Origin of the sequence: Streptomyces sp. NPDC020681, assembly GCF_044334895.1 — a bacterium.
Classification (GTDB): domain Bacteria; phylum Actinomycetota; class Actinomycetes; order Streptomycetales; family Streptomycetaceae; genus Streptomyces.
This window is the reverse complement of the sequence record NZ_JBIRTX010000006.1, coordinates 72,211-93,250: the sequence shown is the minus strand read 5'-3', so window position 1 is coordinate 93,250 and position 21,040 is coordinate 72,211. Positions and strand designations below refer to the sequence as shown.

The 21,040-nt window shown below is 69.4% G+C and carries 14 protein-coding genes; 8 read left to right on the top strand and 6 right to left on the bottom strand.

The genetic code is table 11. The features are described 5' to 3' along the window. Positions 1-36 precede the first annotated feature (36 nt). Both ACH4YL_RS16220 and ACH4YL_RS16215 read left to right on the top strand, forming a co-directional pair. Complete coding sequence (locus ACH4YL_RS16220) at positions 37-1,533, top strand: flavin-containing monooxygenase (RefSeq protein ID WP_398507973.1); 1,497 nt, start codon at positions 37-39, stop codon at positions 1,531-1,533. Between the two features lie 49 nt (positions 1,534-1,582). After that, on the top strand, positions 1,583-3,082 hold the full coding sequence (locus ACH4YL_RS16215) for a long-chain fatty acid--CoA ligase (protein WP_398507972.1): 1,500 nt from the start codon (positions 1,583-1,585) through the stop codon (positions 3,080-3,082). Positions 3,083-3,251: 169 nt separating this feature from the next. Here the strand turns inward: ACH4YL_RS16215 and ACH4YL_RS16210 are convergent, their stop codons facing one another. Continuing rightward, positions 3,252-4,079, bottom strand: coding sequence for an SDR family oxidoreductase (locus ACH4YL_RS16210; RefSeq protein WP_398507971.1), 828 nt, complete (start codon positions 4,077-4,079; stop codon positions 3,252-3,254). 64 nt (positions 4,080-4,143) lie between these two features. Between ACH4YL_RS16210 and ACH4YL_RS16205 the strand changes: the two genes are divergently transcribed. The 5 genes from ACH4YL_RS16205 to ACH4YL_RS16185 all read left to right on the top strand — a co-directional run bounded on the left by ACH4YL_RS16205 (position 4,144) and on the right by ACH4YL_RS16185 (position 11,614). Beyond that, positions 4,144-5,370: an acyl-CoA dehydrogenase family protein gene (locus ACH4YL_RS16205; protein WP_398507970.1), complete on the top strand. Its 1,227-nt coding sequence runs from the start codon at positions 4,144-4,146 to the stop codon at positions 5,368-5,370. A gap of 215 nt (positions 5,371-5,585) precedes the next feature. Next, on the top strand, positions 5,586-6,119 hold the full coding sequence (locus ACH4YL_RS16200) for a MarR family winged helix-turn-helix transcriptional regulator (RefSeq protein WP_398507969.1): 534 nt from the start codon (positions 5,586-5,588) through the stop codon (positions 6,117-6,119). 263 nt (positions 6,120-6,382) lie between these two features. Next, positions 6,383-8,797, top strand: a complete 2,415-nt coding sequence (locus ACH4YL_RS16195) for a SpoIIE family protein phosphatase (RefSeq protein WP_398507968.1) — start codon at positions 6,383-6,385, stop codon at positions 8,795-8,797. 470 nt (positions 8,798-9,267) lie between these two features. After that, on the top strand, positions 9,268-10,365 hold the full coding sequence (locus ACH4YL_RS16190; RefSeq protein WP_398507967.1) for a DUF3533 domain-containing protein: 1,098 nt from the start codon (positions 9,268-9,270) through the stop codon (positions 10,363-10,365). A gap of 10 nt (positions 10,366-10,375) precedes the next feature. Beyond that, the gene (locus ACH4YL_RS16185) at positions 10,376-11,614 is read left to right on the top strand and encodes an AI-2E family transporter (protein WP_398507966.1); all 1,239 of its coding nucleotides are present in this window, start codon (positions 10,376-10,378) and stop codon (positions 11,612-11,614) included. Positions 11,615-11,707: 93 nt separating this feature from the next. Here the strand turns inward: ACH4YL_RS16185 and ACH4YL_RS16180 are convergent, their stop codons facing one another. Both ACH4YL_RS16180 and ACH4YL_RS16175 read right to left on the bottom strand, forming a co-directional pair. Next, positions 11,708-12,793 (bottom strand): S1 family peptidase, encoded by a 1,086-nt coding sequence (locus ACH4YL_RS16180; RefSeq protein ID WP_398507965.1) that lies wholly within the window; start codon positions 12,791-12,793, stop codon positions 11,708-11,710. A gap of 222 nt (positions 12,794-13,015) precedes the next feature. After that, positions 13,016-13,873: a slipin family protein gene (locus tag ACH4YL_RS16175; protein ID WP_398507964.1), complete on the bottom strand. Its 858-nt coding sequence runs from the start codon at positions 13,871-13,873 to the stop codon at positions 13,016-13,018. Positions 13,874-14,047: 174 nt separating this feature from the next. Here ACH4YL_RS16175 and ACH4YL_RS16170 point away from each other — a divergent pair, with 174 nt between their 5' ends. Beyond that, positions 14,048-14,914 (top strand): alpha/beta fold hydrolase, encoded by an 867-nt coding sequence (locus ACH4YL_RS16170; RefSeq protein WP_398507963.1) that lies wholly within the window; start codon positions 14,048-14,050, stop codon positions 14,912-14,914. Between the two features lie 20 nt (positions 14,915-14,934). Here ACH4YL_RS16170 and fxsT read toward each other — a convergent pair whose 3' ends face one another. From fxsT to ACH4YL_RS16155, 3 genes are all read right to left on the bottom strand, one after another. Further along, a complete protein-coding gene (gene fxsT / locus ACH4YL_RS16165) occupies positions 14,935-18,879 on the bottom strand; it encodes an FxSxx-COOH system tetratricopeptide repeat protein (RefSeq protein WP_398507962.1) in 3,945 nt (1,314 codons plus the stop codon). Beyond that, positions 18,863-20,200 carry a TIR-like protein FxsC gene (locus ACH4YL_RS16160; RefSeq protein WP_398507960.1) on the bottom strand — a complete coding sequence of 446 codons (1,338 nt, stop codon included), beginning with the start codon at positions 20,198-20,200 and terminating at the stop codon, positions 18,863-18,865. Before ACH4YL_RS16160 ends, fxsT begins: the two co-directional genes overlap by 17 nt. A 111-nt stretch (positions 20,201-20,311) precedes the next feature. Next, positions 20,312-21,022, bottom strand: a complete 711-nt coding sequence (locus ACH4YL_RS16155) for an aminoglycoside N(3)-acetyltransferase (RefSeq protein WP_398508367.1) — start codon at positions 21,020-21,022, stop codon at positions 20,312-20,314. Between the last annotated feature and the right edge of the window lie 18 nt (positions 21,023-21,040).

The following is a 21,040-nucleotide window of genomic DNA, read 5'->3' as shown; positions in this document are numbered from 1 at the left end:
GCGACTCACGTTAGCTTTTCTAGAGGAGCTCCACACATGAACGCTGAGTTCGAGCCGCAACACCTCCGCGTCGTGGTTGTCGGGGCCGGGTTCGGTGGGCTGGCCGCGGCCCATGCGCTCAAACGCCAGGGTGAGGACTTCGCCGTCCTGGAGCGCGAGCAGGAGGTGGGCGGCGTATGGCGGGACAACAGCTACCCGGGCTGCGCCTGCGACATCCCGTCGAACCTGTACTCGCTGTCCTTCGCGCCCAACCCAACCTGGACCCGCGCCTTCTCCCAGCAGTCCGAGATCCGCGACTACCTGCGCAGGGTCGCCCGCGAGCACGGGCTTCTCCCCCACATCCGCTTCGGCTGCAGCCTGCTGGGGGCAGCCTGGGACGACGCCGCGCAGCGCTGGCGGATCGAGACCAGCACCGGACCGCTCACCGCCGACGTGCTCATCGACGGCAGCGGCCCCATCGCCGACCCCTCGACCCCGCAACTGCCGGGCCTGGACGGTTTCGCCGGTGAGGTGTTCCACTCGGCCCGCTGGAACCACGACCTCGACCTGACCGGCCGCAAAGTGGTGGTCATCGGTACGGGCGCATCGGCGATCCAGTTCGTCCCCGCGATCCAGCCGACCGTCGGGCGGATGACGGTGGTGCAGCGGACGGCGCCGTGGATCACTCCGCGGATGGACCGTGCGACGGCCAGCTTCGAGCGACGGCTCTACGCAGCCGCGCCGTGGCTGCAGCGGCTGATACGCCACCGGCAGTACTGGATGCGTGAGCTGGTGACGTGGAAGATCATGGTGTCGCCGCGGGTGCGGCGGATCGCGACCAAGGCCGTCCTGCTGCACATGCGCCGACAGGTGGCCGACCCGGCACTGCGTGAGCGGCTGACCCCGGACTGGGAGCTGGGCTGCAAGCGCATCCTGATCTCCAATGACTGGTATCCGGCCCTGTCGGCGCCCAATGTCGACGTGGTCAGCGCCGGCGTCCGCGAGGTGCGGGCGCACTCGGTGGTCACCACCGACGGCCGCGAGCACCCCGCCGATGTGATCGTCTTCGGCACCGGGTTCCATGTCACCGACCCACCGATCGCGGAGCACCTCCGCGGACGCGACGGCCGAACCCTGGCCGAGTGCTGGAACGGCAGCCCGCACACCTACCTCGGCGTCACCGTGACCAATTTCCCGAACCTGTTCCGCCTCGGCGGCGCGGGCAGCGCGACCGGCCACAACTCCCATGTGTTCCAGGAGGAGTGCCAGGTGGCGTACGCGATGGACGCGCTGCGCCTGATGCGCGCACGCGGCATCACCAGCGTGGAGGTCCGCGTCGAGGAGCAGCGCGCCTACGTCGAGCAGCACACGGCGCGGCTGGCGGGCACGGTCTGGTCGGTCGGTGGCTGCGAGAGCTTCTACCAGGGCGCCGACGGCGTGGCTTCGCTCAACTGGCCCGCCGAGACCTGGAAGTACCGTCGCGCGACCCGTCGCTTCGATCCCGCCCCGTACGAGCTGCGCACCGCAGCCACTGTCGCCCCCGCAGCGAACTGAGCCTCCACACCACTTCCATTTCCATCCCGAACGACAGGGAGACCTGGTCATGACCAACCTTGCAGACAGCCTGGGCGCCTCGGCGACACGCGACGGCGACGCCCCCGCGATCCGCCTCGGCGAGACAGTGCTGACCTATGCGGAGCTCGACGAAGCCAGTGCCCGCATGGCGGGGCTGCTGCGCGAACGGGGCGTGCAGCCCGGTGACCGGGTCGGCTGCATGCTGCCCAACGTGCCGCAGTTCGCCGCGGTGTACTACGGCATCCTGCGCGCCGGCGCCGTGGTGGTGCCGATGAACGTGCTGCTCAAGCCCCGTGAGGTGGCGTACCACCTGAGCGACTCTCAGGCCACGCTGGTGGTGGCCTGGCACGGGTTCGCCGAGGACGCCCTGGCCGGGGCGGCCACCGCCGGCACCGAGTGCCTGCTGGTGACGCCGGGCGAGTTCGAGACCCTCCTCGCCGCCACCACTCCACAGGCCGGCATCGTCGAGCGCGACCCGTCGGACACCGCCGTCATCCTCTACACCTCGGGGACCACCGGCACGCCCAAGGGCGCCGAGCTGACCCACTCCAACCTGATCCGCAACACCGAGATCTCGGTCGACCTGTTCTCGCTCACGGCCGGCGACGTCGTGCTCGGCGCGCTGCCGCTGTTCCACGCGTTCGGCCAGACCTGCGGTCTGAGCGCCTCGGTGACTGCCGGCGCCTGCCTCGCACTGGTGCCCCGCTTCGACGCGCACGCGGTGCTCGAGACGATCCACCACCATCGGGTCAGCATCTTCCAGGGCGTTCCCACGATGTACGTCGCGCTGCTGAGCCACCCGGAGCGGGCGAAGTTCGATGTGGACAGCCTGCGGCTGTGCGTCTCGGGCGGCTCAGCGTTGCCGGTGGAGGTGCTGCATGCCTTCGAGGCCGAGTTCGGCTGCATCATCGTGGAAGGCTACGGGCTGTCGGAGACCTCGCCGGTGGCCTCGTTCAACCACGCCGACCGGGTGCGCAAGCCGGGGTCGATCGGCCAGCCGATCGACGGGGTGGAGATGACGCTGCTGGACGTCTCGGACGGCGTCGGCGAGATCGCCATCCGCGGCCACAACGTCATGAAGGCCTACTGGCAACGGCCGGAGGCCACCGCCGAAGCGATCGACGCCGACGGCTGGTTCCGCTCCGGTGACCTGGCCCGGGTCGACGAGGACGGCTACTACTTCATCGTCGACCGCAAGAAGGACCTGATCATCCGCGGCGGCTACAACGTCTACCCGCGCGAGATCGAGGAACTGCTCTACGCCCACCCGGCGGTGCGCGAGGCCGCTGTCGTCGGCGTCCCGCACCCCGAGCTCGGTGAGGAGATCTGCGCCGCGGTCGCGCTCAAGGACGGCGCCACGGCCACCCCCGAGGAACTGCGCGAGCACATCAAGGCCCAGGCAGCGGCATACAAGTACCCGCGGCACGTGTGGATGGTCGCCGAGCTGCCCAAGACGTCCACCGGCAAGATCCTCAGGCGCAGTGTCGAGGTGCCGGCGAGCGTGACGGACGCGGAGACCGCGGGCTGAGCCCACCCCTTGGGAGGCCGCCTTCTGCCGTCGACACCGACGGCGGAAAGCGGGCTCGGTCATGCGACGGCGAGGCCGGCACACCGCACGGTGCGCCGGCCCATGCTGCGGGCAGATGGGACCGTCCTGTTCGCCGCATCACGGAACGCCCCACCGAGCTGACTGGCGATCAGGCCGGGTCGAGGAAGATGTCGAGTGCGAGCTCGCCGCTGAAGTCGTCGGGGGTGTAGACGGACAGGTCGGTGACGCCCTCGGCGGCCAGCACCTCGTCGTCGATGTACAGGTTGCCGGTGCACGCCCGGGCGTTGCGGGTGAGGATGGCGTACGCGGCGTCGGCCATGATCTGCGGACTGCGGGCTCGCCCGGCACCGCCGACCACGTTGCGTACGGCGGCCGTGTCGATCAGGGTCCGCGGCCACAGGGAGTTGGCGGCGATGCCGTCGGCGGCGAGTTCCTCGGCGAGCCCGATGGTGCACAGGCTCATGCCGTACTTCGACAGCGTGTAACCGAGATGCTTCCCCACCCAGTACGGCGCGAGGTTCAACGGCGGGGAGAGCGTGAGGATGTGTGGGTTGTCCGCCTCGCGCAGGTGCGGGATCGCGGTCTTGCTCAGCAGGAACGTGCCACGCGTGTTGATGTCCTGCATCAGGTCGTACCGCTTCATCTCCAGCTGCTCCGACGACGACAGGTCGATCGCGCTGGCGTTGTTCACCACGATGTCGATGCCGCCGAAGGCCCTGGCCGCCCCGTCGACGGCGGTGCGCACATCCTCCTCGTTGCGGACGTCGCCGACGACGGCCAGTCCCTTGCCGCCCGCGCGCTCAACCTCTTCGACCGCCGTGTACACCGTGCCTTCGAGCTTCGGGTGCGGCTCCGCGGTCTTGGCGAGCATCACCACGTTCGCACCGTCGCGGGCCGCACGCAGGGCGATGGCGAGTCCGATGCCGCGACTGCCTCCCGACATCAAGATGGTCCTGCCGACCAGCGTCTGTGTCATGGTCGAACCTCCAAAATCAATTGGCAGAGCTAATGATATGCAGTGCCAATGATACGGTCCAGGCATGACTTCCACTCCCACACGCCAGAGCGACCGGCTCCACCACGAGCTCCTCGCCCCCAAAGAGACGCAGTCCGTTCGTGCCGCCGTGCGCCGGATCGCGGAGCACGAAGTGGCTCCGCACGCCGCGGCGATCGCGGGAGGCGACGAGCGCACGGACGGTTTCCCCCGGCAGGTGTTCGACGCGCTTGCGTCGGCAGGGATCTTCCGGATCCCCTTCCCCGGCGAGGTCGGCGGCGACGGGCTGATCCATCCGGCGACCGCCACCGCTGTGGCCATCGAAGAACTGGCCTACTACTCCAGCAGCGTCGCGGCCGTTTTCGACGTGCACTGCATCCTGGCGGGCAACGCGCTCAACCAGGGCACCGAAGCACAGCGCAAGCGCTGGCTGCCCAAGGTGGTCGACGGATCGCTGGTCGGCGCGTTCGCCACCACCGAGCCGGATGCTTCCAGCGACCTGTCTCCGCAGGCGGTTCAGACCGAGGCCATACGTACCGAGGCCGGCTGGGTGCTGAACGGCCACAAGAGGTGGATCTCCAACGCTCCGGTCGCCGGGTTCGTGGTGGTTCTCGCCCGGACCGGCACGCGGCTGAGCATGTTCATCGTCGACACGGCACTTCCGGGCGTGGAAGTCGGCCTCGCCGACCGCAAGATGGGCAACCGCGGCCAGCTCACCGCGGACATCCGGTTCACGAATGTGCACCTGTCCGACGACGATCTCCTCGGTGGCGCCGAAGGACAAGGACTGCGCCACGCGCTGTCCACTCTGACCTACGGCAGGATCGGCATCGCGGCCGCCGGAGTCGGCATGGCACAGGTCGCCTTCGACCTCACCGTGGCCCACCTGTCGACGCGACACGCCTTCGGCAAGCCGGTGGCCGCCAACCAGCACTGGCAGTTCCTGCTTGCCGAACGGGCCACCGAGATCGAGAACGCCCGCAACCTCTACACCAAGGCCGCCCTGCGCCTGGATGCCGGCAACCCGTCTCCGGAGCCCGAGGCCGCGATGGCGAAGTACTACGCCACCAAGCTGTCGGTGGACATGGCGCGCGACGCGGTCCAGGCTTTCGGCGGTCTCGGCTTCGCGCGCGAACTGGGCGCCGACGGCAGCCCCGGTCCCGTCGAGGCGATCTACCGGGACAGCAAGATCGGTGAGATCTACGAAGGGACCAACGAAATCCAGAAGTGGGTCATCGCCCGCCAGATCTTCGGCCGCGACGTCATCGGCTGAACAGGCGGCAGCATCGCTATGGCACGTCACTGGTGAACGACGTGGTTCCTGCGGGCCGGTCAGACCGCGTATGTCCAGCCGTCGTCTCGGTCTGGTCGCCCCCGGGACATCGTTATACGCCCGCTCGCCGGCCGGGCGCACCACGCGACGCGAGACTGCGTTCCCCGTACGATGCACCACATCGTATGCACAGCTAATTATGGGTGGGGTGAACGATGTCCGAGGCGCCGCTGGTCCCCGGGACTGTGGCCGAGCACACGATCTGCCTGTTGACCAAGATCGGGCAGGTGGCATTCCGGATTGCCGAGGACGGCCTCGGCAATCTCGGGCTGCGGGTGCGCCACTACAGCGTGTTGCAGGCGTTGGCCGACAACGGCCCCATGTCACAGCTGGCACTCGGCACGTTCCTGCGCATCGACCCGGCCACCATGGTCACCAGTCTGGACGACCTGGAACGGGCTGGATACGCCGTACGGGAGAGGGATGCCCGCGACCGGCGCCGGTACGTGGTGCGGAGCACGGACGACGGCCGCGAGGTCCTTGCCGGCGCCAATCGAAGGCTCAATAGTCTCGATTCGGACGTCCTGGCCGACCTGAGTGCCGCCGACCGCAAGGCGTTGCATCGGATGATGAACGAGTTGGCGTCCGGCCCCACCCTTCCCTCTATGTTCGACGCTGTCCGCGACCAGGCCGGGGCACGGAAGATGCAGGGCGCTGGTTCACGGGTGGAGCCCTCGGGGGACAGTTAGGACCGCTCCGGTGAGGGCAGGCGCAGAGGGTCTGTGTGGGCCGCTGAACTGTTGCTCGCACGGTGGCGAAGCGGGCCGAGGTCGTCCGTCCAGGGATGCGGGCGTACTCGCCGAGGTACGCAGGGCGGCACCCGCCGGCTGCCGACACTGGCAGTGGACATGATCGGCTGTCCTGAGCGGCGCCTGATCGCCGTCTGCGGTGAAATGGGCCTGTTGACCTCGCCGCCTCGGACGGCGAGGGGAAGGAGCCTGGAGGAGTCGACATGAACGCGCGACCGGGCCCCTCTGAGCCCCGACGGCGGTCCGCGACACGTGGTGCCCGGGTTGTGCTGGACGAGCAGGGTGCCGTCGCCGAGTGGAGTGCGGAGGCACAGGAGCTGCTCGGTTATCCGGCGGACGAGGCCCTGGGCCGCCCCGTGACGTCACTGCTGTCCGCCGGGGAGCGGTCGGCCTCCGCAAGCCTCACGGAGGAGACGCCGGGCCCTGGTGAACGGTTGGCCGCCCGACATCGGGACGGGCACCTCCTCGATGTCCGCGCACAGGTGCGCCTCCTCGTGCACGACGGCACCGTGCGCTGGTCAGTCGTCCTGAGAGCCGCGGACGGCACCGATGAGCAGGAGCTCGATACGGCACTGCTGAGAGCGCTGCTGACCGAATCCCCACTCGGTGTGCAGGTCCTCGACCGCGAGCTGCGGGTCGTCCGGCTGAACCTCGCCGCGCCGGGAGCCCACGGTGCAGTGGGTGAGGAGGCCATCGGTCGCCTCGCTCGTGATGTGGCACCGGGCGTGGTGGATGACGCTGCGGAGCAGGCGATCCGGTCGGTGCTGGAGACCGGTGAGCCGGTGACCGACTTCGAACACATGGGCCGTCCCCCGGCCGATCCTGATCACGATCACATGTACTCGGTGACACTCCTGCCGCTAAAGGATGAGAACGGAAGCGTTCTCGGGGTGTGCATTACTTCGGAGGACGTGTCCGAGCGGCACCGGGCACAGATGGGCCTGGCCCTGCTGGTGGAGGCGGGCACCCGGATCGGTACGACGCTGGACGTGATGACGACGGCCGAGGAGCTGGCCGTGGTCTCCGTGCCGGCTCTTGCCGACATCGTGGCGGTGGACGTCTTGGAGGACGTGTTCCACGGTGAGGCGTTCCCGCCCGGGCCGGTGAGCGCCGAGGCGCCCGTGCGGCGCGCCGCCTTCCACGCTGCCGAGGGGCTGGACGTTCAGCCGGCGTACGCTCCGGACGAGCTGGTCCCGACCTACCCGCCGTTCTTCACCGCGTGCCTGGCAGACCTGCAGCCCCGCCTGCTGCGTGACCTGAAGGCCGACCGCGAGTGGTCCGCCCTTGAGCCTCATCGAACCGAAACCGTGCGCAGGGCCGGCACGCATTCCATGATGGTCGTACCACTCACCGCCCGCGGTGTGATGCTCGGCATCGCCAGCTTCTACCGGACGAGGACCACCGATCCGTTCGAGGAGGACGATCTCGCCCTCGCCACCGAACTCGCCGCCCGGGCGGCCGTGTGCATCGACAATGCGCGGCAGTACACGCGCGAGCACAGCGCCGCGCTCACCCTGCAGCGCAGCCTGCTGCCGCAACGCGTCCCGGCCCAGAACGCGGTGGAGGTGGCCTGGCGCCACGAGCCCTCCGGTAACGTCGGGGACTGGTTCGATGTCATCCCGCTCCCCGGCGCGCGGGTGGCGCTCGTGGTGGGGCAGCTGGTCGGGCAGAGCATGCAGGCAGCGGCGGAAATGGGCCGGCTGCGCAGCGCCATCAACACCCTTGCCGCACAGGACCTGGCCCCCGACGAACTGCTCGCCCAGCTGAACGACCTGGTGACCGGCCAGGCCGATGCCCAACCTCCCGACGGCACCTCGGCAGGGACGTCTCTGGCAGGGGCCACCTGTGTGTACGCGGTCTACGACCCGATCTCTCGACGCTGCGCCTTCGCCCGGGCCGGCGGCTTGGCACCTGTGATCATCAAGCCCCAAGGCAAGGTGGAATTGCCCGACGTCCCGTTCGGCCCACCGCTGGGCAGCGGTCGTCCGCCCTACGAGACCGGCGAAGTGGAACTACCGGTGGGAAGCGCCATCGTCCTGTCCACCAGCAGCCTTGTCCAAGGCGGGGACCCGCAGACGGTGCCGGCCGGCCTGCGGCAGATCCTGGTTAACCCCCACCGGCCCATGGAAGACACCTGTGACGCCGTGGTCCGCGCACACCAGGACAGCGGGGAGGACAACATCACGTTGCTGCTGGCGCGCACCAAAGGTCTCGGCGATGACCAGGTGGCGGCCTGGACCCTGCCGAACGACCCGGCGGTCGTCACCACCGCCCGCACGTTGGCCCGTCGGCAACTCGCCGACTGGAGCCTGGAAGAGTTGGAGCCCATCACCGAACTGATTGTCAGCGAGCTGGTCACCAACGCCATCCGCTATGCCAGCGGCCCCATCCATCTGCGCCTTGTCCGCGACCTCACCCTCATCTGCGAGGTCACCGACGGCAGTAGCACCGCCCCGCATCTGCGCCATGCGTACGAGACCGACGAGGGCGGCCGGGGTCTCTTCCTCATCGCCCAGCTCACTCGCCGCTGGGGCACCCGATACGCCGCCCGGGGCAAGACGATCTGGGCCGAGCAGGCCCTCCCCTTGGCCGATCACGATGCCGCCGAGGCTGCTTGATCACAACGAAGCCACCCACCAGCGGGCGGCACTGTGAACACCCGCCACGTCGGCCGGTTGTGGAGCTGCTCCAGCATCGCATCCGCGGCCCGTGCGTCCGAGCCGAAGGCCTCCGGGAAGGAGCCCTCGCACAGGTCGGCCAGGTGTGCCGAGTAGAAGCCAGGCATCTCAAGGGAGGTTGCCCCTCCACAACGCGCGATGGGCCCTGACCGTCCGGTACGCCGACCGCCCGACAACCACCCGTATCCGTACCTGCCCGAACCCACCGCACGCAGTCCTCAACAACGCTCGGCACCCCGCGCGTTGCGCTTATTGATCCTGCTCGCTACCCGTTCGTGTGGTGCCGTCGTCCGCGGCATGGGCCGCGGTCGAAGGCGCCGCCGCTCGGTGAGCCCCTCCTTGCGCGCCCGCATCCGCCATTCGGCCCCGCCCCGCCTGCGCGAACACCCGCAGACACCGAGCGTGGGGCCATGACGCGGACATCGGACGGCCCTCGCGAAGGCCCTCACGGAGGTCTCTTCGGGGAGCTCAAAGACGCGGTGAGCGTGCGAGCCGCGGTCCTGGTCATCGGGGTGCTGGCGCTCCAGCTCGCCTTCATCACCTCGTACCTCGGCGCCTTCCACAAACCGAAGCCGAACGAGATCCCGCTGGCCGTCACCTCTCCCTCCGCACAGCACATCGACGAGGCCCTGTACCAGCTCTCCACGCTGCCCGGCAGTCCGTTCGATCCGCGCGCCGTCATGGACGAGGCCTCGGCGCGGAAGCAGCTCATGAACCGCGACGTCGACGGAGTGCTGATGGTCGACCCGCGCGGCACCGCCGACCGGCTGCTCGTCGCGAGCGCCTCGGGCGCCTCGCTCACCCAGGCCCTCACCGAGGCCGTCGCGGTGACGCAGAAGGCGCAGCGGCGCACCGTGAACGTGGTGGACATGGTCCCCGGTGCCCCGGGCGACGCCCGCGGGCTCTCCGGGTTCTACCTGGTCGTCGGCTGGTGCGTGGGCGGCTATCTGTGCGCGGCGAGCCTCGCCATCAGCGCGGGCGCACGGCCCGCCAACGCGTCGCGCGCCCTGATCCGGCTCGGCGTGCTGCTGCTGTACTCGATCGCCGCCGGGCTGCTCGGCGCGGTGATCGCGGGCCCGGTCCTGGACGCGCTGCCCGGCAGCCTGCCGGCCCTGTGGGGCCTCGGCACGCTGGTGGTCTTCGCGGTCGGAGCGATCACGCTCGCCTTCCAGGGCCTCGCGGGCGTCGTCGGCATCGGGCTCGCGATCCTGCTGGTGGTCGTCCTCGGCAACCCGAGCGCGGGCGGCGCGTATCCGTATCCGCTGCTGCCAACGTTCTGGCAGGTGATCGGCCCGGCGCTGCCACCGGGCGCGGGCACGTTCGCGGCCCGCTCCATCGTGTACTTCAAGGGCAACGGCGCCAACGGCCCGATGCTGGTGCTCGCGGCCTGGGCCGTGGCGGGGGCGGCGGTCACACTGGCCTGCGGGAAGCTCCGCGCGGGCGGCACGACCGACTCGGAGCCGGGCAGGACGGCCATGGCGAGCCGCAGCACGGCCGCGGCCGGCTGAGGCGGGGCCGATGCCCGGACCATCCGATCCGCGAGACGGCGGCGAGCCGCAGCACGGGACCGGCCCGGAGCGCGAGTCCGGCCGGGCACACGGCCAACCGTCGTCCGGCGGTACGGGTCTGCCGCGGCGGCTGCGTATCCGGGCCGCACGGCGCGCCACGCGCGGGCCGGGCGGCGCCGACCCCCGCACCGCCATCGGGGTCGAGGCCGGCGGCGAGCCGCACATCTCGCCCGCGCTGCGGACCGCCGCCGCGTACGCCTGGCGGCTCCTGGTCATCGGCGGTGTCGTGTACGCCGTCTTCTCGATCCTCGGGCGCTTTCACGAAATCGGCGTGGCCGTCTTCCTCGGCCTCGTCATCACGGCGATGCTCCGGCCCGTGGCCGATCTGCTGGCCCGCCGGCTGCCGCGGCCGCTCGCCGTCGCCCTGTCGCTGCTCTGCAGCATGGCCCTCGTCCTCGGCATCCTGGCCCTCGTCGGCGAGACCATCGCCGGTGAACGTGCCGTGCTGCAGCGGGAGTTCACGACCGGCATCGACAGGATCGAGCGCTGGCTGGAGCGGCCGCCGTTCCGGCTGAACCCGGACGCGCTCACGGACCTCCAGTCACGGATCGGGCGATTCCTGTCCGAACACCGGTCCACGCTGATCAGTACCGCCCTCAGCGGCAGCCGCCGACTGGTGGAGGTGCTGACGGTGCTGGCGCTCGCGCTGTTCTGCTCGGTCTTCTTCCTGCACGCGGGCGACCGGCAGTGGGGCTGGTTCTGCGCGCAGTTGCCGGCGTCGGTGCGGGACCGGGTGGCGCTGGCGGGTCAGGCGGGCTGGCGGACGTTCACCGGGTACACGCACGGCATCGTGCTGGTGGCGGCCACCAATGCCGTACTGGTCGGGCTGGCGCTGTGGGCTCTCGGCGTGCCGCTGGCCGTACCTCTGGCGCTGCTCGAGTTCTTCGCCGCCTTCATCCCGCTGATCGGCTCGCCCATCGCGGCGGTGGTGGCGCTGGCGTCCAAGGGGCTGCTCACCGCGGCGCTCGTCGTCGCGCTGATCGTGATCATCGGCCAGATCGAGGGGCATCTGCTGCACCCGATGGTGATGAGCTGGGCCGTCCAACTGCACCCGGTGGTGGTCGCGCTCTCGGTCATCGGCGGCACGATCGCGGCGGGGATCGTGGGCGCGGTGGTGGCCGTACCGCTGGTGTCCGTCCTCTGGTCGGCCCGCCAGACCCTGCGCAAGCATGACGCGCAACACCCGTAGCGCATAACGCGGTACGGCCCGCCGATCGGCGGGCCGTACCGGAGTTCCGGGGCGCGGGATGCCTGCACCCCGCGCCCCTGCTGCAAACAGGCGTCAGCCGATTTCCGCGCCGAAGACCGAAAGCGCCTCCGGAACCGGCTGGAAGAAGGTCTCGCCGCCCGAGGAGCAGTCGCCACTGCCGCCCGAGGTCAGGCCGATCGCGGTGTCGCCCGCGAAGAGCGAGCCGCCGCTGTCGCCGGGCTCGGCGCAGACGGTGGTCTGGATGAGACCGTTGACGATGTCGCCGTTGCCGTAGTTCACGGTGGCGTCGAGTGCGGTGACCTCACCGTCGTGCAGCTGCGTGGTGGAGCCACTGCGCTGCACCTGCATGCCGACGGTCGCCTCGCCCGCCTGGGTGATCGCCTGCGAGCTGCCGTTGTAGAGGTTGACCTCGCTCGGGTGCTCGGTGCTGCCGGTGTACTTGACGAGCGCGAAGTCGTTCTCCGGGAACTGCGACTCGACCATCTCGCCGATCGGCGCGCCGCCCGCGGAGTCGGACCACTCGCTGCCGGCCTGGCCGCAGTGTCCGGCGGTGATGAAGTGCGGCTCGCCGTCCTTGACCACGTTGAAGCCGAGCGAACAGCGTCCGCCGCCCGAGTGGATCGCGTCGCCGCCCGCGATGAACTTCTTGAACTCTCCGGCGGACTTCTTCAGTTCGACCTTGGCGCCGAGGCTCTTGACCACCTGGGTGAGCTTGGTCAGCGCCTCGCCCTTGACCGTACGGTCGGCGGTGACGACGACCTTGTTGGTGACCGGGTCGACGGCCCAGGCGGTGCCCGGGATGGTCGCCTTGACCGTGAGGGTCTGCCGGGCGCCGGTCAGCTCCGCGAGGGTGTTCTCAACGATTCTGGCCTTGCCGCCCGCCTTGCGCACGGACTCGGCGGCGGCCTCGTCGACGACGTTCACCACGAGGGCCTTGGCGTCGGCGTCGTAGTACGTGCCCGCCGCGTCCGCGCCCAGGTCCTGGGTCAGCGTGGTGGCAAGGTTTCCGGCCGCTGCCACCGACAGCGACTTTGCGGCGAACTGCTCAGTGTTGTCACTGGCGTTCGCACTCTGGAAAGTGACGCCCGCGGCGACCAGAGCGGCGACCGCGCCGCCGGCGATCGCCGCTTTCCTCTTGGGTATGCGTCGGTGCTTCAACTTCGACCTCCTGTGGGGGCCGTGTCCTGACAAGTGGGGTGCCGGGACACGGAGGATGGGTCGCCCACTATTCCGATACCAATCGGTAGCACACAAGGTCGACTTCAGGACGGGCACACGACAACGCCCGGGCGTTCACAACGTCTTCACAGCAAACGTCCACACTGGTCATTCCATTTTGCGAACACCGCGTGCAATCGCCCCATGGGCAGCGTGTAAGGACTAGTCCTGTCCTGTTCTCGACTCTGCTGGTCCTGTTTTCGACTCCGCCGGTCCGGAATCCGAAGGCGGCAGCGGCTGCGGCTGCGGCTGCGGCTGCGGCATCTGAGCACGCTCCAGGAAGCGGAGCAGCTCCACCGGGAAGGGCAGCACCAGCGTGGAGTTCTTCTCCGCCGCGACGGCCACCACCGTCTGGAGCAGCCGCAGTTGAAGTGCCGCGGGCTCCTTGGACATCACGCCGGCCGCCTCGGCCAGCTTCTTCGACGCCTGGAGCTCCGCGTCCGCGTTGATCACACGGGCCCGCCGCTCCCGGTCCGCCTCCGCCTGCCGCGCCATCGACCGCTTCATGGTCTCCGGCAGCGAGACGTCCTTGATCTCCACCCGGTCGATCTGTACACCCCAGCCGATCGCCGGACTGTCGATCATCAACTCCAGGCCCTGATTGAGCTTTTCGCGATTGGACAGCAGATCGTCCAAATCGCTCTTGCCGATGATCGACCGCAGCGACGTCTGCGCCATCTGCGAGACCGCGAAACGGTAGTCCTCCACCTGCACCAACGCATCGGCGGCGTCCACGACCTTGAAGTAGATCACCGCGTCCACACGGACCGTCACGTTGTCCCGGGTGATGCCGTCCTGGGCGGGCACCGGCATGGTCACGATCTGCATATTGACTTTACTGAGCCGGTCCACGAAAGGGACTATCATCGTGAAGCCCGGGCCGCGCACCGAGGTCCTGAGCCTTCCGAGCCGGAAGACCACGCCCCTCTCGTACTGCTTGACGACCCGGGCCGCCGCCATCACATAGACGACTCCCGCGGACAGGACGGCCGCGCCGGCCGTCACCAGTGCCTCGACCATCACGGCCCCCTGGGGTGCGATGTGGACCCGCGTGTACGAGCCTCTTCGACGGTAGCCCTGGAATGACGACAAAGGGAGTCCCGGTCAGGTGCCCTGATGGGTAATCATCAAACAGTCGGGGAATGCCAAGGCTCACCATGCCTGGACAGGGCACGGACGACAAAGGGGGCGCGGGTGCGACGTCGGGTGCGCGCGGCGGACGGGCGGCATCTGATGGTGGAGCGGCTGGGAGATCCGCGCGGGAGGCCGGTCTTTCTGCTGCACGGCACACCCGGCAGCCGGCTGGGACCTGCGCCCCGCGGCATGGTGCTCTACCAGCGCCGTACCCAGCTGATCGCGTACGACCGTCCCGGTTACGGCGGTTCGGACCGGCTCGCCGGGCGCAGTGTCGCCGATGTGGCCGAGGACGTGCGGACGATCGCCGACGAGCTGGGCCTCGAGCAGTTCGCCGTGGTGGGCCGCTCGGGCGGCGCGCCGCACGCGCTGGCCTGTGCGGCGCTGCTGCCGGAGCGGGTCACCCGTACCGCCGCACTGGTCACGCTCGCGCCGCAGGACGCAGACGGTCTCGACTGGTTCGAGGGCATGGCCGCATCGAACGTCCTGGAGTACACCGCCGCGTCCGTCGACCCGGCCGGGCTCACCGAGCGGTTCATCCTGCGCGGCGCGGAGATCAGGAAGGACCCGATCCGGCTGCTCGACGATCTGCGCCGGGAGCTGACCGACTCCGACCGGATGGTGGTGGCCGACGCCGGTGTCCGGAACATGCTGCTGCGCAACTACCAGGAGGCGCTGCGTACGTCCGCCTACGGCTGGATCGACGACGCGCTCGCCTTCCGCAGCCCGTGGGGCTTCGACCCGGCGGACATCAAGGGCCCGGTGATGCTCTGGCACGGCGAGAAGGACGTCTTCTCGCCGGTGGGCCACTCCCGCTGGCTCGCGGCGCGCATCCCCGGCGCGACGGCCGTACTAGAACCGGCCGCCGCGCACTTCGACGCGCTCCACGCGCTCCCCCTGATCCTCAACTGGCTGCTCGACCAGTAGAGGATCAGGGGTCCCCGGGCTCACACCGCGAGCGGCTCCAGGTCGCGGTGCACCCTGCGCTCGTCCCGGGCGATCCGGGTCAGCGCATGCTCCTCGCCGAGCTGGCGCACCAGCTCCTGCACGGTCTCCGCCCGCACATGCGCCGCTTCGTCCTTGCGGCCGAGCAGTCCGAGCGTGACCGACATGTTGGACGCGATGCCCAGCACCTCGGGATGGTGCGGGCCGAGCACCTCGCGCAGCCGGGTCACCGTCCGCTGCTCGATCTCCAGCGCCTCCTCCAGACTGCCCAGATCCGCAAGGGCGTTGGCGAGGTTGGTGGTGGCGAACAGCGCGTGCGGATGGCTCTCGCCCAGGACCTCGCGCATCGTCCTCGACACCTTCTGCAGCAGCGCCTCCGCGGACTCGGGATCGCCGCAGCCCCACTGGAAGATGCCCAGGTTGTTGATGGCCGCGAGGGTGTACGGATGCCGCTCGCCCGGCACCTTCATGTACTGGTCGACGACCTCCTGTGCCAGGTCCCGGGCCGCGACCGGCTCGCCGGCCGCGAACAGGTCGGCCGCCAGATTCAGATCGCAGGAGAGCGAGTCCGGGTTGGCCGAGGTGTACTTGGCGCGATAGCGGTTGCGCGTTGCCGTGGTCAGCCGCCGCGCGTCCTCCACCCTGCCGGCCCTGCGCAGCGACACGGCCAGGCTCTTGGCCGCCGCGAGCGTGCCCGGGAAGGCCCGGCCCAGCTGCTCCTTGTAGATCTCGTAGGTCCGGCTGAGCAGTGCGACCGAGTCCTCGTACCGGCCGACCTCACGCAGATCGCGCGCCAGGTTCATGGCCGAGGAGAGGGTGTACGGATGCTCCGGCCCGAGCACTTCGGTGCGCCGGTCGAAGACCTCCTGGTCGATCTCGCGGGCTCTGGCGTACTGGCCGACCATGCGCAGGTTCAGCGCCAGGTTGTTGGCGGCCGCGAGCGTACGCGGATGGGACTCGTGGAAGATCTGGCTGAATCCCTCGTGCGCCTCGTTCGCCAGCTCCATGGCCCTGCCGTACTGGCCGAGCGTGCCGAGGTCCATCGCCAGACCGCTGGTGGTCATGTACGTATGCGGATGGGACGGGCCAAGGACCGCCTGCTGGCGCTCCAGGGTCACCTCGTCCAGCTCCTTGGCCTCCACATAACGGCCCTGCGAGCGGTAGATGTTGGAGAGGTGGAAGCGCAGATAGAGGTACTGGAGATCGTCGTTGCCCAGCATCTCCCGCCACGACTCACGGACATCGTCGGCGAGCGCCGCCGCGGTGTTCCAGTCGCCGCGCTTCCACAGGTAGCGCACGCGGTCGATGATCAGCCGGCGGGTCTCGGGCTCCTTGCAGTACCGGGCCTCGGAGGGGCCGAGGTGCGGCCAGATGGTGTTGAACCGCGCCCAGGTCTCGGGGTTGTCGATCGGCTCGTCGTCATCGGGCCGCGCTCCCGCGAGCACCCGGTGCACGGCGTGCCGCGCGTCCTGCTGCTCCTCCTCGGTCAGCTGGGCGCGGATGACCGCCTGCACCAGGCGGTGCACCTGGATGGAGTTGGAGACCTGGTCGACCTTGGCCAGCGCGAACCGGCCGATCTCCCGGATGACCCGGCCGAGCACCAGCTTCTCCTGAAGGGAGGCGTCGTACGGCTTGAGCGCGTCGATCATCTCCTTGCTGTAGAGAAGGTTGGCGGAAATCGGCTCGGGCGCGAAGAAGGCGCAGAGCTGGAGCAGCCGGACCGCGGCCGGCGAGCGCTGCTTGAGCCGCTCGATCGACACGTTCCAGGTCGCGGCGACCGGTTCGGGATAGCCGACGGGCTGGTTGAGCGCGAGGACGCTCGCGGCCTGATCCTTGAGCTGTTCCAGATACTCGGCGACCGGTGTCGCGGTCTCCGCGATCCAGGCCGCGGCCTGTTCGACGGCGAGCGGCAGATCGCCGACGGCGGTGGCGACCTGGTCGGCGTCCTCGATGGTCAGCCCGCGGGCGCGGCGCTGCAGATGCTCGATGGACTCCTCGCGCAGGAACACGTCGACGGCCAGCGCGTCGCCGTACTGCGACCAGGTCTGGTTCCTCGACGTGACCAGGATGTGCCCGGGGCCCTGCGGCGGGAAGAACTGCTTGAGCTGCTCGGGATCGTCGGCGTTGTCGAAGACCAGCAGCCAGCGGGAGGTCGGCTGGCCGCGGCGCAGCAGGTCGATGGCCTCCTTCGAGGCGGCGGCCATGTCCTCGCCGCCCTGTGCCCCGAGGCGTACGGCGAGCTCGGCCAGACCGGCGATCACATCGTCGGGCTGTTCGGAGGAGATCCACCACACCAGGTCGTAGTCGGCCATGAAGCGGTGCACATACTCCAGCGCCACCTGTGTCTTGCCGACGCCGCCGAGCCCGTACAGGGTCTGCGGCTGCGGCAGCACGGCGGCCACCGACATGCCGCCGCCGAGCTGGTCGCGCATCCGCTCCAGCACCACGGAGCGTCCGGTGAATCCGGGGTTGCGCGGTGGCGCGTTCCAGATCTTCGGCACGGTTCCGGGGAAGCGCGGTCCCGGCGATGTGCTGTCGGTCAGCTGGACCGGCCGGTCGAGTGCGCGCAGCAGCGCCGTGGTGGCGTGCACCTCGTCGAGCCGGAAGAGATCCACCGGATTGCGGTCGATATACGGCGTGGTGAGCCGGACGTCGCCGACGCGGACCGGCAGCAGATGGTGCCGGCTGCCGCCGGGATCCTCGGCCGCGGTCCGTGACCAGACCTCCACCGCCCGGGACGACTTGAGATAGGCGCTGGACAGCAGCACGACGGTGCGGGCCGCGTTCTCGGCGGCGACCGTGTCCTGGTCCGCGGGGTCGCGCTCGGCCGAGACATCGCGTGGCACCACGCGGAATCCGGCCCGGGTGAGCTGGTACTCGACCCAGTCCGCCCACATGCGGTTCTCGGCGACATAGCTGAGGAAGAGGTCGGCGGGCAGCGCCGGGCGGCGGCGCGTGAAGGCGTCCCTGATCCGGAGCCTGACCTCTTCGCCGACCGTCGGCATGGAGGTGATCTGCTGTTCGGTGACGACGGCGGTGAGCCGTTCGAAGGCGGAGAGCAGCGAGTTGGTCAGCCCGGCCTCGTCACCGAAGGTGGCCAGGGTCTCCTCGTAGGCGTAGTAGGGCCGGTAAGGAATCTCCACCGCGCCCCAGTAGGCGGTGAGGTCATCGCCGTTCAGACCGCTCGGGAAGCGGTCGAACTTCAGCCGGGCCAGGGCCCGTCCGGCGTCCGCCTTCTCCTTCTCGCCCTCGTCGATCCGCATCGGCACCGGATAGATCTTGATGCCCCGGCCGCCGTAGCGCTCGTCGATCTGCCGGGCGACCGCGGCCGCGCCGTCGATGGACTGGTCGCTGAGGGTGAAGCAGTCGACGAGTATGTCGGGCAGATGGACGGTGCAGATGTCGGCGATGTCGCTCAGGCCGGTACGGCTGTCGATCAGGACGTAGTCGTAGTTGGCCTTCATGTCCTCGCGCAGCGCGTCGAAGAACAGGCCGCCGCCGAGCCGGTCGTAGAAGTTGTCCCAGTCGAAGGTGGAGACCGTCGCGGAGTATTCGCGGTTCTGCTTGCCCGCGGAGACGAAGTCGAGCGTGCCGCCGTCGGGGAACTCCCAGCCGAGTGCCTCGGGTGTGAGCGAGACGGCATGCGGCTGGATGCGCGCGTAGTCGACATGCCAGTCGTCGCGGCGGCCGGCGTCGGGAGTGATCGCGGCCCAGGCGTACTCGGTGATCAGATCGATGACGCCGGTGGTGGCGCCGAGTGTGGACGGGTCGAGGAAAGGGTGGAAGAAGCGGTGCAGGCCGGGCGCTTCCAGGTCCCAGTCCACCGCCAGGACCCGCTTGCCGTTCGCGGCCAGGATCCAGGCCGTGTTGGCCAGGGCCATCGTGCGGCCCGTACCTCCCTTGTACGAATAGAAGGTGACGATGCGTCCGTCACGACTGGCTGTCATCCGTGTCCTCCGCATCGGAGCCGATTCCATGCGTGCTGGGGACGTACTGGGTGGTGCCGTACTCGGCCATCGGGCCGCGGAGCCTGGGCCGTTCGGTCCGGGACGCGCCGGCGGGCGGGGTCGGCGGGAAGACCTCGGCGTGCCGCAGATACTCCTGCGCCGCCGACTCCACCACCTGCGGCAGGATCTGCCCGAAGGCCTCCATGCTGAGCACTCCTCTGGCGGCCGCGCGGCAGGCGGCACGGCCCTGCCGCATCTGATGAGGCATGGTCCGCTCCAGCTTCTGCACCAACTCGGCCTCCGACACCCGGCTCTGCGGATCGTCGCGGTTCCACGGAACCACGACGCTCACCCACGGACGGGGCTCGGCGTCGAACGCGGCCAGCCGCTGACGCCGGTCGTCGTCCTCCAGCGCCCAGCGGTCGACGAGCAGTATTTCCGGCCGGGTGGGCGGCTGGCTGAGATCCGGCGGTGTCTCGTGGTCGAAGGAGGAGACCGTGGCCTGGTAGTTGAGCGAGCGCACTAAATCCTGTGCGACATAGGCCAACGGCCGTGCGGAGTCCGGATGGTACGGATTCCAGTCCTGCGACTGTTTGCCGTAGTAGTCGGGCGCGCGGCCCTCGGGCAGTTCGTGCTGGGTGGGCGCGGCGACCGTCAGGTGCATCGGCCGGGGTCCGCCGGTCGGCTTGCCGAAGGCGCTGGGCGCATGCCGGTAGTCGACGGGGCTGCCGGAACTGACGCGCGTAGTGTCGGCGACAGCGACGATCCGTTTGGCGAGTTCGTAGACGGCCGCCTCGTACTCCTCGGCGAATATCCGCAGCTTGATCAGGCCGTAGAGGCCGTCGGTGACATAGCGGTCGCCGAAGGCCCGGTGGTTGAACTGCAACCGCTCGGCGGGACCCGGCAGTTGCTCCGGCGGCATCGGCACCCACAGCGCGGGCACGATCGCCTCCGCCGGCCGGTTGCTCTTCGCCTGGTGGTAGATCGCCCGCTGGGCGAAGGCGTACCACTCCTTGCCGCACATCTCGCTGGCGAAGTACCGCGGCGAGAACAGCGGTACGAACACCCGGCAGGTGGCCAGGACTTCACCGAGCCGCTCCGACCATCCCTCCCCCGACCGGATCTCGCGGTCCATGAAGCCGGCGGGCGCGCCGGCCGGTAAGTCCGTCATCGCCATGACATGGCCGCAAAGATCGCGGAAGAGCCGCTCCACCCACATGTCCGGATCAGGGCCACCGGCCCCGTACCGCGGCGTATGGGCATAGCTCAAGAAAAAATACGGCCGATGGTCCGCCGCACGCTGCTGCCCTCGTTCCGACACACGACCCCCGTCCCCTCTGACGCCCGCATCCGCATCCCGCTTCGATGACTGATGCAGGCGAATTCATCATTACGGAGTCCGACACACTCCATCCCCCTGGCGTTCAGACAATCAACACCGCTTTTCGGTCATCCAGTTCTCTGCATGATCGACCGCGTCCTTGATCGAGAACAGCCTTGCAGGCCTTCCTCCCAGTTGTCCCTTCTGCTCCATACCCCATGTGAAGGCGGCGCCGATCGCGTCGAAATCACTGTCGTCAAGATGGACGTCCTCGTACTCCGTCCATTCCTTACCCCCGTCAGGTCGCTGCACCACACAACGGTAGGTGCGCAGGGGTGCTTTGGTGCGGTATTCGGCGAGATGGAATGCGGTGCAGACGTCGAAATCCACATTGATCATCAGAACATGGGCCCCGGCCCGGTAGAGCGCTCCCAGCGGGGAGCTGTCACCGAGATGCGAGGTGAGCGGATGACTGGCGAGCAATTCCGTGGCCCGCCGGCCGACCGCCGCGAAGGAGGTCTGCGGATGGGCGCTGCGTATGGCCCCGTCGGCCGTGCGCACGGACTCGGCCAACCGGCCCATCCCCTGGCTCGGCGAGCCGGCCGGGTCGAAGGCCGGCATGTCCGCCCGGAAGGCCGCCGCCTGCTCGGGTGTCATTCCCCGTACGAGGGTGCGGTACGAGAAGGACGTGTCGGAGTTCTCCTCGGTGAATGCGGGCACCACCAGCGTTCCGTCCTCGCCGAGCGCCTCCAGCAGCGCGTCCCGCAGGGCGTCCGCGCCGAGGCCGGTGGCGCGCAGCGCGGCGTGCACGAGCAGCGTCATGCCGCCCTGTACGCCCAG